Below are 12,170 nucleotides of genomic sequence, written 5' to 3'. Positions count from 1 at the left end.
GGCGGTGGTGACCGGGATCGGGGTGGTCGCGCCCAGCGGCATCGGCGTGGACGCGCACTGGCGGACGGTGACCGGGGGCGTCCGGCGGACCGGGCCGATCACCCTGTTCGACCCGACCGGCTACCCCACCCGGGTCGGCGGCGAGGTCCCCGACTTCCACCCGGCCGCGTACGTGGACACCCGGCAGCTCGTGCAGACCGACCGGTGGACCCAGCTCGGCTTCGCCGCGACCGCGTTGGCGCTCGCCGACGCCGGACTGCCCGCCCGCGCCCCCGACCCGTACGACTGGGCGGTCACCCTGGCCAGTTCGTCGGGGGGGAACCTGTTCGGGCAGCGGGAGCTGCAACGGCTCTGGGGCGGGTCGAGCCGCACCGTCGGGGCGTACCAGTCGATCGCCTGGTTCTATGCGGCAAGCGTCGGGCAGTTGTCCATCCACCACCAGTTCAAGGGACCGTCGGGGGTGCTGGTCGCCGAGGCCGCCGGTGGGCTGGACAGCCTCGCGCACGCGGTACGCACCATCCGGCGGGGCACGTCGGTGGTGATCGCCGGGGCGACCGAGTGCCCGCTGAGCCCGTACGCGTTGGCCTGTCAGCTCCGCTCCGGGCTGCTCAGCGCCGTCGACGAGCCGGCGGCGGCGTACCGGCCGTTCGACCGGGTGGCCGGCGGGTACGTGCCGGCCGAGGGGGGTGCGGTCTTCGTGGTGGAGGAGCGGGAGCACGCCCTGGCCCGGGGTGCCCGGATCTACGGGGAGGTGACCGGCTGGGCGGCCACCCACGACGCGGTGCACACCGGCCCGGACACCGCCGGCGACCCGGCGACGTACGCGCGGGCGATGCGACTGGCGCTGGCCCGCGCCGGCAGCACCGCCGACGAGGTGGACCTGGTCGTGCCCGACGCCCTCGGGGTGCCCCGCTACGACCGCAGTGAGGCGACGGCGCTGCGGGCGGTCTTCGGTGACCGGCCGCCGCCGGTGAGCACCCACAAGTCGTTGACCGGTCGGGCCCACCAGGGCGGGTCGGCCCTGGACGTGGCGACCGCGCTGCTCGCCTTCCACCGCGACACGCTGCCCGCCTCGGCCGGTCCGGTCGATCCGGCCCCGGGTTGCGAGCTGGACTTCCTGCGGGCCCCGCGTCGGCCTGTCAGTCGGGTGGCGCTGGTCTGCGCGCGTGGCTTCGACGGGTTCAACAGCGCGCTGGTGTTGCGGGGTGCCGTCCCACGACCGAGGAGCGCCACCGACTGATCACTGTGCGTCACTCCTGGGGGTGTGCCCGGCGGCAGGGACCTGTCGCCGGGCACACCTCCGTCCGCATCCGCCGGTGCCGCCTGCGGTGCCCGGTCCACCGTCCATGATGACCGGTGCTGACCAGGGGTGGGGCGTCGTCGGGCTGCCTGGTTCCACATCGGATCGGCGGGCACGGCGATGCCGCCGGCGGTGTCCCGGGTCGGCGTACGCGCCCGATCCTGCCCGGCCGATCGAGCGGCGGCAATCCGGCCGGCCGCCTTTTATGATCTAGCCATTCGCATCTAGAAATGCTCTTCCGGGCTGTCGTAGGGTGCCGTGAGCACGCCAAGAGACATCATTTATGGGCGCTTTTGCCCGATTCTATGCTGGACGGTGACCGGCGGTGACCATGTATCGCCCGACGGAAGATCCTGCGGCGCAAGACCCCGGTTGGGTGGACGACGTGTTGTTCTGCGGCCGTCCGACCGACATTTGTCTCCGGCTGCCCGAGCCGGTGGACCGGGCCACCCTGCACCGCCTGGTCGTCGAGGCACAGGACCGGCTGCGCGCCGCCGGACTGCGCCCCGGCGGGGCCGTCGCGTTGCGTCTGCCGCCCTCTTTGTCCTATGTGGTCAATCTGTTGGCCACGTGGCGCAGCGGTGGCCAGGCGGTGCTGCTCGACCACCGGCTCACCGACCACGAGGTCGACCGCGCGCTGCACCGGCTCACCCCGCAGGTGGTGGTGGCCCCGGCCCGCACCACCGGCGGCGCGTTGAAGGTCTTCGTCGACGTCACCGAGAGCGTGACCGGCTACGCGGACCGCCCGGCGGTCAGCGGCCACGCCGTGATCCAGCTCAGCTCCGGCTCCACCGGACCGTCCAAGGTGATCGGACGCACCGCCGCCGACCTGGTCGCCGAGGTGCACCGCTACACCCGGATCGACGGGGTGGCGCTGCCCGGCGAGCGGATCATCCTGCTGCCGTCCATGGTGCACGTGCTCGGCCTGGTCGGGGGGCTGCTCTACGGTCTGCACGCCCGTGTCGAGCTGGTCCCGCCGCAGCGGCTCGGCGGCGACGCCGTGCTGGCCGCGATCGCCGCCCAGGACACCCCGGCCACCGTGCTCGGCGTGCCCTTCCACATCGGCCTGCTCGCCTCCACCCGCCCGGACGGGCCCCTGCCCCAGTTCAAGCGGATGACCACCGGTGGGGAGCTGGTCCCGCCGGCCGTCGTGCAGGCGTTCACCGACCGGCACGGCGTACCACTGGGCAACATGTACGGGATGACCGAGGTCGGTGTCATCGGCACCGACCTGCACGGCAGCCACCGGCCGGCGATCATGCCCGCGCCCGGCATCGAGGTCCGCGAGTCCGACGGTGAGCTGCTGATCAGCTGTCCCGCCTCGCCGTACGTCGGGCTCAGCGACCCCGACCGCTGGGCCGACGGCTGGCTGCGTACCCGCGACGCGGGCACCGTCGACCCGGACACCGGCCTGGTCACCGTCCGGGGCCGGCTCGACTCGCAGGTCTCCGTGGGGGGCCTGAAGGTCGACCTCACCGAGGTCGAGGCCACCCTCACCGGCCTGCCCGGGGTGGCCGCCGCCGTGGTCACCTACGACGACGGGATCACCGCCTTCGTGCAGCCCGACGGCCCGCTGTCCGAGGACGTACTGGACAAGCTGCTCGCCGAACGACTGGCCGGCTACAAGCGGCCCCGCACCCTGCACATGGTGGCGCAACTGCCGCGTACCACCACCGGCAAACTGGTCCGCTCGCTGGACGTGCTGCGAACGGCGGCCCCGTGAGCGGTCCGCTCCATCCCACCCCCCGGCCGGTCCTCGAGGACCGCCGGGGAGTCACCACCGCGTCGCCACCGGCCGACCGTCGGCGGTACGCCCGAACCGTCCCCGCGCGGTGCCCCGACCGGGTGCCGGCAACTCGCCCATCGAGAGAGGTAACCGTCATGCGAGACGAGGTCCGAACCTTCGTCATCGAGCAGCTCCAGGACATGAACTACGACGTCGACGGGATCGACGACGACACCACCCTCGGCCCGTCCGGGGTGGACCTGGAGTCCCTCGCCCTGTCCGACCTGTCCGTCCGGGTGGAGGACCGGTACGGGTTGCGGTTCGCCGACGACGAGTCGGAGAAGCTGGCCCTGATGACGGTGGGGGAGTTCACCACCATGGTCGCCGACCGGGTCGCCGGGGCGACCACCGACAACCGCTGATGTCCGGTCAGCCCGACCTGGGGCGAGCTGACCTGGTGAGCATGCTCGCCGAACTCACCGGCAAACCCGTCGAGCAGGTCCCGCACCGGGTCGGCTCGATGGAACTGGCGTGGCTGGTGCACCTCGTCGAACAGCGTTACGGCACCCAGCTGGACCTCACCGACGACCAGCTCGCCGGTATCCGTACCGTCGACGACGCGTTGACCGTGTTCCACACCTACCTACCCGCCCCCGCCGATGGTTGAGCGGGCACCCGTCACGATCTCCGGCACGTACGCGGTCAGCGCCTTCGGTAGGGGCGTGGACGCGCTGCTGGCCGGGGTCCTGTCCGGCGTACCGGCGTTCCGGCCGGTGGGCCGCTTCGCCACCACCGGCCGCCGGGTGACCGTCGCGGCCACCCGGCCCGACGTGGCGACCCTGCCGCAGGAGCTGGCCGACGCCGTCGACGCGGCCTGCGTCACCGCCGGGCTCGACCCGGCACAGCGGGCCGGTGCGGCGCTGTTGCTGGCCACCCACGGCGGCCCGGCCACCCTGGCCGGCCCGTACACCGACGACCGGCCGGTCGCGGACACCGACGACCCGTGGTGGGCCGACGGGGAACGCGACGACGCCGGTCCGGCCTGGCCGGAGCTGCCCACACTGGCCGTCCGGTTGGCCCGGCGGTGCGGCCTCGGCGGCCCCACCCGGGTCTACACCACCGCCTGCGTCTCGGCGAGCAGCGCGGTGGCCGACGCCGCCGCGATGATCCACCGGGGGGACACCGACCGGGTCGTGGTGGCCGCCGGCTACCTGGTGGAACCGGACCAGTTCGCGCTCTTCGACGCCGGCCGTGCGCTCGCCGCCGACGGGGCGGTACGTCCGTTCAGCGTCGGACGGCAGGGGTTGCTGCTCGGTGACGGGGTGGCCGCGGTCGTGCTGGAGTCCGCCGCCGCGCTGCGCGCCCGGGGTGGCAGCCCCGTGGCGACGCTGGTCGGATGGGGGCGGGCCGGCGACGCCCACCACCCCTGCCAACCCGATCCGCAGGGCGCGGGGCTGGCCCGGGCGGTCGGAGCGGCGCTGGGCCGGGCCGGCCTGCCCGCCGGGGCGGTCGGTTACGTCAACGCGAACGCCACCGGCACCGGTTTCAGTGACGCCTCCGAGGCGGCGGCGCTGCGACTGGCCCTGGGCGAGCAGGCCGGGCAGGTGCCGGTCAGCTCCACCAAGGCGCTGCACGGGCACGCGCTGGAAGCGTCCGGCCTGCTCGAACTGGTGGTCACCGTGGCGGCGCTGGGGCACGGGAAACTGCCGGTCAACGCCGGCTGGCTCGGCCCCGACCCGGCCTGCCTGCTGGACGTGGTCACCGCCGCGCCCCGCCCGGTCACCAGCCGGTACGCGCTCAGCCTCAACGCCGCCTTCGGCGGCGCGAACACCGCACTGCTGGTGGGTGCGCCGTGACCGGCACGCGCGGCCCGGGGCACGGGATCGTCCCGGGCCGTCCGGCCGGCCACGGCGCACCCCGGGTGCTGGCGCAGGCGCGCTGGCCGGAGCCGGGCGACGGGCCACCACCGCCGCTGCCCGGGTTCGTGCACTCGGCGTTCGCGCCGCTGGTCGCGGCGGCGGCCGGGCGGTGCCTGGAACGTCGCCCGAGCCCGGCCCCGGCCGGGGCCCGGTGCGCGGTGGTGCTGGTCAGCGCCGCCGGGGACCGGCCCAGTGCCACGCACGTCCGGTCGACCGTCGCCGCCGGGGGGCGGGTCGGTCCACTGTTCTTCTTCCAGTCGGTGCCCAACAGCGTGGCCGGGCAGGTCGCCGCCCGTTGGGGACTGACCGGTCCGGTGGTGTGCCTGAGCCCGACCGGCGACCCACGGGCCGACGCCACCGCCGAGGGGGAACTGCTGCTGTACGACGGCGACGCCGACGAGGCGTTGCTGGTCCTGATCGACGAGGCACCCGACGCGACGCCTACCGGTGCGGTCGCGGTGCTGCTGGGGGGAGGAGACAGTCAATGAGGACGAAGGGACTGCGGGGTGCGCTCGCCGCCGATCCGCAACTCGGCGCGGGAAACGTGCTGGCCCGGGTGCTCGCCCACGGTGCGGACCCGCAGGGGCCGGGGCTGACCTTCGACACCCCGGTCGACGGGCACCCCGCCGGGCAGCCGCTCACCCTGGGTCAGCTCGACGAGCGGGTCGCCGCCCGGGCGGCCTGGCTGCACGACCGGGGGGTGCGGCCCCGTGACCCGGTCGCCGTCTGGGCCACCGCCGCCGCCGACATGGTGCTGAGCTTCCTGGCGTTGGCCCGGCTCGGCGCGATCCCGGCGCTGATGAACGGCAAGCTGCGCCCCGAGATCGCCGCCGAGTACATCCGCCGGCTGCGCGGTGCCGGGGTGCTCACCGACGCCGCGCACACCGAGCTGCTGGCCGGGCACGACCTCGGCGCACCCCTGCTGGGCACCCCGCAGGAGGCCGGCAGCGGTGACCCGGCGCAGGCCCCCGCCGACTACCGGCACCACCCCGACGACCCGATCGTCATCACCCACACCTCCGGCACCACCGGGGTACCGAAGGCGGTGCTGCACTCGCACGCCAGCCTCTTCGCCGCCACCCGGCACCTGCTGTCCATGCCGCAGGCGCAGGGCACCCGGCGGATCCTCAACGCGCTGCCCGCCCCGCACACCGCGACGGTGCTCATGGTCAACCAGGCGTTGGGCAACCAGGCGGAGATGTTCCTGCTGTCCGAGCAGGGCGGCGAGCGGGTCCTCGACGCCATCGGGCAGTGGCGGCCCGACGGGGTCTTCGGTTTCTCGATGACCTGGGCGGAGCTGGCCCGCTTCGACCTGAGCGGGTACGACCTGGACTCGGTGCGGCTGTGGTTCAACACCGGCGACTGCTCGCACGAGCCGCACGTACGCCGGCTCGTCGCGGTCGGCTCGCGGGACGTGTTCACCCGGCAGGGCGTCACCCGGGTCCCCGGTTCCGTCTTCATCGACGGCCTCGGCTCCAGCGAGATGGGGCACTCGATGTTCCACATCACGCACACCACCGACACCGACCGGTACGGCCGCTGCGTGGGCCGCCCCTACCGGTTCGCCCGGGTGGCCGTCCTCGACGCCGAGGGCAACGAGCTGCCCCCCGGTCAGGTCGGCTTCCTCGGCATCGACTCGCCGTCGCTGTTCCGGGGCTACTGGAACGACTCGGTGACCAGCTACCGGTTCCGGCTGCGCGGCTGGTACCTCACCGGTGACCTGGTCCACGCCGACGCCGACGGTCGCTACTACCACCTGGACCGGGCGGTCGACTCGGTGACGCTGCCCGACGGGCGGCGCTACTTCACCGCGTTGTCCGAGGAACGGGTGCTCGCCGCCTGCCCCGACGTCACCGACTGCACGGTGCTGATCGTCGCCGACGGTGACACGGTCACCACCGACGTGCTGCTGGAACTGGCCGCCGGGGCGGACCCGACCGTCGACCGGACCGAGGCGATCCGGGCCGCGCTCGGGGCGGACGTGGGAGCCACCCTGCGTCGGGTGGTGCCGGTGAGCGCCGACGACATCCCGGTCACCGTCACCGGCAAGGTCCGCAAGGTGGCGCTGCGCGAACGCTACCTCGCCGGGTCGTCATCATGACCGTCGTGATCACCGGGATGGGCCTGTTCAGCCCGGTCGGGCGGGGGGTGGACGCCACCTTCGCCGCGTTGACCACCGGGACGTCCGGGTTGAGCCGGCCGCCCGAGGGACACCCGGCCCGGGAGTCGCTCGAGGTCGCCGGGGTGCTCCCGCCGATCGACCCGCGTACGGTCGCCACCGGCCCGGAAACCAAGGTACTCGACCGGGTCGTGCTGTTCGCCCTGCTCACCGCCGCCGAAGCGCTCGCCGACGCGGGCATCGAGGTGGGCCGGGACGTCGACCCGGCGCGGATCGGCGTCATCGTCGGCGGGGTCGGTGGGATGTCCACCCTGGAGCAGCAGGTGATCGCCCGCACCGAGCGGGGCCGGGCGGCGGTCAGCCCGTACCTGCTGACCGGCATCCTGCCCAACATGGCGTCGGCGCGGATCGCCATCGCCCACGGCATCCGGGGTTACAGCTCGTCGGTCGGCACGGCCTGTGCCTCCGGGGCCCAGGCGGTCGCCGACGCGGCCCGGCTGATCCGGGCCGGTGAGGCCGACGTGGTGCTCTGCGGGGCCAGCGAGGCGCCGCTCTTCCCGACCTTCGCCGACACCTTCGGCAACGCCCGCGCGCTGGCCCGCGGCTGGGCCGACCCGAGCGAGGCGAGCCGACCGTTCGACAGGCGACGCAACGGGTTCGTGCTCGCCGAGGGGGCCGCCCTGCTGGTGCTGGAACGGGCCGGGCACGCCGCCGCCCGGGGCGCCCGCAGCTATGCGGAGGTGGCCGGCTACGGCAGCACCACCGACGCGCACCACCCGACCATGCCCCGGCCCGACGGTGAGGGGGCGGCCGACTGCATGCGGCAGGCCCTGGCCCGGGCCGACGTTCCGCCGGCCGAGGTCGGCTACGTCAACGCCCACGGCACCGGCACCAAACTCGGCGACATCGCCGAGAGCACCGCGCTGGGCAAGGTCTTCGGGGTCGGCGGGGTGCCGGTCAGCTCCACCAAGGCGCTCACCGGGCACCTGCTCGGCGCGTCCGGGGTGGTGGAGGCGGCGGCCTGCGCGTTGGCGTTGCGCGCCGGCCTGCTGCCGCCGACGTACCACCTGGACGACCCGGACCCGGACTGCCCGGCTGACCACGTCCGCGACGTGCCACGGGCGAGCCGGGCCGAATTCGCGCTCACCAACTCCTTCGGATTCGGCGGGCAGAACGTGAGCCTGCTGCTGCGGCGTACCACCGGGGCTGGCGTCCGGCCCGCCGGGCCGGGGAGGTGATCGACGCTGCGACCCGGGCCGCACGCGCCCGGACGGCAGTCACGGGGGGACATGGGGAAGGGCTGGAGAGATGGATATTCGTGGCATAGACCACATTGAACTGTACGTGGGGGACGCCCGACAGGCGGCCTTCTACTTCGGGACCGCCGTCGGTTTCACCCTGCGGGGCCAGGGCGGTCCGGAGACCGGGCTGGTCGGGCAGCGTTCCCTGTTGCTGGGTCAGGCCGACATCCGGATGGTGCTGACCTCCGGGCTCACCGCCGACCATCCCGCCTCGACGTACGTGTCCCGGCACGGTGACGGGATCGCGGTGGTGGCGGTGGAGGTCGGCGACGCCGCCGGGGCGTACGCGGAGCTGGTGGCCCGGGGTGCGACGCCGGTGACGCCGCCGCGCACCTGGACCGGCGCGGACGCCGAGGTGGTGACCGCCGAGGTGGGCGGCTTCGGTGACGTGCTGCACCGGCTGGTGGAGCGGCGCGGAGACTCCGACGACTTCCTGCCCGGCGCGATCGAGGCGACCCCGGCCGGCGGGACCGACCCGCGGCTGCTCGCCGAGATCGACCACCTGGCGGTCTGCGTGCCGCCCGGTCAGCTCGACGACACCGTCGCGCTCTACGAGCGGGTGTTCGGCTTCGCGCAGATCTTCGAGGAGCACATCGAGGTCGCCGGGCAGGCGATGAACTCCAAGGTGGTGCAGGACGCCTCCGGGCGGGTCACCCTGGTGCTGCTGGAGCCGGACGCCGGTCGGCGGCCCGGTCAGATCGACAAGTTCCTCACCGAGCACCACGGGGCCGGGGTGCAGCACCTGGGGCTGCGCACCGACGACATCGTCGGCGCGGTCGGCGCGCTGGGCGCCCGCGGGGTGCGCTTCGCCGGCACGCCGGCCGCCTACTACGACACCCTGGAGCAGCGGGTCGGCAAGGTGGACGCGCCGCTGGACCGGCTGCGGGACCTCAGCATCCTGGTCGACGCCGACCACGGCGGGCAGCTGTTGCAGATCTTCACCGAGTCGATGCACGTCCGCCGCACCCTGTTCCTCGAGCTGATCGAGCGGCGGGGGGCGCGCACCTTCGGCAGCGGCAACATCCGGGCGCTCTACGAGGCCAAGGAACGGGAGCTGGCCGCGGCGGGGGCGACCCCCGCCGTCGCGGTCGGCACGGCACGAGGAGTAGGGGCATGACCACGACACATCCGACGTTGACCGCCGAGGAGGAGTCACTGCTCCCCTCAGCGGAGGACGTGCGGCACTACGCCGAGCACGGCTGGTACCTGACGAAGAAGCTGCTCACCGACGCCGAGGTGGACGCCCTGACCGCGGCCACCGACCGCTACTACGACGGTGAGCGGGACCGCACCCTGCCGGTGCGCCCGCCGAAGCTGGCCTACTGGGACCCGTCGAAGGGGCCGGTGCAGCGGCACAACGACTACGTCCACTACGAGCACGACGGGATCGCCGCGATCCTGCGCAAGCCGCTGATCGGCGCGGTCGCCGCCCGGCTGGCGCAGGCCGACGAGATCCGCATCTTCCAGTCCACGCTGATCTACAAGCCGCCGATCTCGGGTGAACCGTCGAACATCGTGCCCTGGCACTTCGACAAGCACTACTGGTCGTCCTCGTCGTCGGAGCGGATGCTCACCGCGTTCATCCCGTTCCACGACTGCGGGGAGGAGATGGGCACCATCACCATGGTCGACGGTTCGCACCGGTGGTCGGAGATCGGCGCGGACGACACCGTGGTCCGGCACTTCGCCGACCGGGACCGCGACCAGCTCGAGGAGATGCTGGCCGAGAACGCGGCGCACAACGGCGCACAGATCCGCAAGATCCCGATGGTGATCCCCAAAGGGCACATGAGTTTCCACCACTGCCGCACCTACCACGGCAGTGGCGCGAACGTCAGCGGACGCCCGCGCCGGGCGATCTCGCTGCACCTGCAGGACGGCGACAACGCCCACCGGGAGTTCCCGCTCTCCGACGGCACCCTCGCCGCGTACAACCACGACGTGCTGGTCCGCCGTACCCCCGAGGGTCGGCCGGACTACGCGGACCCCGACTACTGCCCGGTCATCTGGCGCGAGCGCGCCCAGCAGGAAGGCTAGAAACATGTCACGGTACGACTGGGGCAAGACACACCCGGGCATCGAGCGGCTGGAGAAGGCGGTGACCGACCGCCGCGACGTGGTGGTCAAGCACCCGCTCTACGCCAACCTGGACACCCACGAGGCGCTGGTCACCTTCATGGAGCACCACGTCTTCGCGGTCTGGGACTTCATGTCCCTGCTGAAGTCGTTGCAGCGGCAACTCACCTGCGTCGACGTGCCGTGGATCCCCACCGGACCGACCGGCAGCCGCCGGTTGATCAACGACATCGTCATGGTGGAGGAGAGCGACGAGCTGGGCGAGGGCTTCATCAGCCACTTCGAGCTGTACGTGCGGGGGATGGGCGAGGCGGGCGCGGACACCACCGCCGTCGACCGGCTGGTCGAGCTGCTGCGCGCCGGCTCGTCGGTCACCGACGCGCTGGTCGAGGCGGGCGTGCCCGCACCGTCGCGGGCCTTCGCCGCCACCACCTGGCAGATCATCTCCTCGACCCCGGTGCACTGTCAGGCCGCCGCGTTCGCGTTCGGCCGGGAGGACCTGATCCCCGACATGTTCACCCAGGTCGTCGCCGTCAACGAGCGCAGCAACCGGCTGCACACCTTCGTCGACTACCTGGAGCGGCACATCGAGGTCGACGGTGAGCAGCACACCCCGATGGCGATGCAGATGCTCGCCGACCTGTGCGGCGACGACGACACCAAGTGGCAGGAGTGCGCCGACACGGTCAACCTGGCGCTGACCGCCCGCGCGCAGCTCTGGGACGACATCCTCGCCGCCGTCAAGGAGGGCCGCGACCGGTGACCGACGCCGACCCGGCCCGGCTCTACCGCACGGTACGGCTGATCCGTCGGTTCGAGGAGCGGGCCATCGCCCTGGTCCGCTCCGGGCACATCGTCGGCGGCATCCACCCCTACCTCGGTCAGGAGGGGATCGCCGCCGGCGTGTGCGCCGCACTCGACGCGGGGGACCTGGTCACCGGCACCCACCGGGGGCACGGCCACGTGCTCGCCAAGGGTGCCGACCCGGCCCGGATGATGGCCGAACTGTGCGGCCGGGAAACCGGACTGAACCGGGGCCGGGGCGGCTCGATGCACGCCGCGGACCTCTCCATCGGGGTGCTCGGCGCCAACGCCATCGTCGGGGCGTCCCCGGCGATCCTCACCGGCGCGGTGTGGGCGCACCGGCAGCGCGGCAACCCCGTGGTCGGGGCGAGCTTCTTCGGTGACGGCGCGGTCAACGAGGGGATGCTGCTGGAGGCGTTCAACCTGGCCGCGCTCTGGCGGGTGCCGGTGCTGCTGGTCTGCGAGAACAACGGCTACGCCACCACCATGCCGGTGGCCGGCGCGGTCGCCGGCACCATCACCGGGCGGGCCGAGGCGTTCGGCATCCCGGCCGTCGTCGTCGACGGACAGGACCCGGAGGCGGTCCGGCAGGTCACGGCCGCCGCCGTCGCGCGGATGCGCGACGGCGGCGGGCCGGAGCTGGTCGAGGCCCGCACCTACCGGTTCGACGCCCACCACACCTTCGAACACGCGGTACGCCTGGCGTACCGCACGCCGCAGGAGGTGGCCGACGGCCGGTCCCGGGACCCGGTGGACATCCAGGGTGCCCGGCTGTCCCCGGCCGACCGGGAGGCGGTCGACGCCGAGGTGGAGGCCACCCTCGACGCGGCCGTCGCGTTCGCCCTGGCCGGCCCCGAACCGGACCCGGCCGGTGCGTTGGACCACCTGTACGCCAGTGGGCTGACCGCCCGGGGAGGCTCCTGAG

12 protein-coding genes are annotated in these 12,170 nt (G+C 73.5%); all 12 read left to right on the top strand.

The genetic code is table 11. The features are described 5' to 3' along the window. Positions 1-4: 4 nt before the first annotated feature. A complete protein-coding gene (locus tag AB0C22_RS22110; RefSeq protein ID WP_308291097.1) occupies positions 5-1,240 on the top strand; it encodes a beta-ketoacyl synthase N-terminal-like domain-containing protein in 1,236 nt (411 codons plus the stop codon). A 391-nt stretch (positions 1,241-1,631) separates the two neighbouring features. Further along, the gene (locus AB0C22_RS22105) at positions 1,632-3,023 is read left to right on the top strand and encodes a class I adenylate-forming enzyme family protein (protein WP_219470016.1); all 1,392 of its coding nucleotides are present in this window, start codon (positions 1,632-1,634) and stop codon (positions 3,021-3,023) included. A gap of 158 nt (positions 3,024-3,181) precedes the next feature. Beyond that, entirely contained in the window at positions 3,182-3,448 is a 267-nt protein-coding gene (locus tag AB0C22_RS22100) for an acyl carrier protein (protein ID WP_208566511.1), read from the top strand. Beyond that, positions 3,448-3,693, top strand: a complete 246-nt coding sequence (locus AB0C22_RS22095) for an acyl carrier protein (protein WP_208566510.1) — start codon at positions 3,448-3,450, stop codon at positions 3,691-3,693. Before AB0C22_RS22100 ends, AB0C22_RS22095 begins: the two co-directional genes overlap by 1 nt. Further along, on the top strand, positions 3,686-4,882 hold the full coding sequence (locus tag AB0C22_RS22090) for a beta-ketoacyl synthase N-terminal-like domain-containing protein (protein WP_357536750.1): 1,197 nt from the start codon (positions 3,686-3,688) through the stop codon (positions 4,880-4,882). Before AB0C22_RS22095 ends, AB0C22_RS22090 begins: the two co-directional genes overlap by 8 nt. Positions 4,883-4,908: 26 nt before the next feature. Continuing rightward, entirely contained in the window at positions 4,909-5,433 is a 525-nt protein-coding gene (locus AB0C22_RS22085) for a beta-ketoacyl synthase chain length factor (RefSeq protein ID WP_308291096.1), read from the top strand. Beyond that, positions 5,430-7,046 carry a class I adenylate-forming enzyme family protein gene (locus tag AB0C22_RS22080; RefSeq protein ID WP_219462430.1) on the top strand — a complete coding sequence of 539 codons (1,617 nt, stop codon included), beginning with the start codon at positions 5,430-5,432 and terminating at the stop codon, positions 7,044-7,046. The genes AB0C22_RS22085 and AB0C22_RS22080 overlap by 4 nt, the downstream gene beginning before the upstream one ends. Beyond that, positions 7,043-8,302: a beta-ketoacyl-[acyl-carrier-protein] synthase family protein gene (locus tag AB0C22_RS22075; RefSeq protein WP_219462428.1), complete on the top strand. Its 1,260-nt coding sequence runs from the start codon at positions 7,043-7,045 to the stop codon at positions 8,300-8,302. Before AB0C22_RS22080 ends, AB0C22_RS22075 begins: the two co-directional genes overlap by 4 nt. Before the next feature lie 70 nt (positions 8,303-8,372). Then, complete coding sequence (hppD, locus tag AB0C22_RS22070) at positions 8,373-9,482, top strand: 4-hydroxyphenylpyruvate dioxygenase (RefSeq protein WP_219462426.1); 1,110 nt, start codon at positions 8,373-8,375, stop codon at positions 9,480-9,482. Next, entirely contained in the window at positions 9,479-10,402 is a 924-nt protein-coding gene (locus AB0C22_RS22065; RefSeq protein ID WP_219462425.1) for a phytanoyl-CoA dioxygenase family protein, read from the top strand. The genes hppD and AB0C22_RS22065 overlap by 4 nt, the downstream gene beginning before the upstream one ends. Positions 10,403-10,406: 4 nt before the next feature. Next, positions 10,407-11,204: a DUF3050 domain-containing protein gene (locus AB0C22_RS22060; RefSeq protein ID WP_208566504.1), complete on the top strand. Its 798-nt coding sequence runs from the start codon at positions 10,407-10,409 to the stop codon at positions 11,202-11,204. After that, a complete protein-coding gene (locus AB0C22_RS22055; protein WP_357536746.1) occupies positions 11,201-12,169 on the top strand; it encodes a thiamine pyrophosphate-dependent dehydrogenase E1 component subunit alpha in 969 nt (322 codons plus the stop codon). Before AB0C22_RS22060 ends, AB0C22_RS22055 begins: the two co-directional genes overlap by 4 nt. The last annotated feature ends 1 nt before the right edge of the window (position 12,170 follow it).

Source organism: Micromonospora sp. NPDC048894, from assembly GCF_040649765.1.
In the GTDB taxonomy this organism is placed as follows: Bacteria; Actinomycetota; Actinomycetes; order Mycobacteriales; family Micromonosporaceae; genus Micromonospora; species Micromonospora antibiotica.
This window is presented reverse-complemented; position numbering and strand designations above follow the sequence as displayed.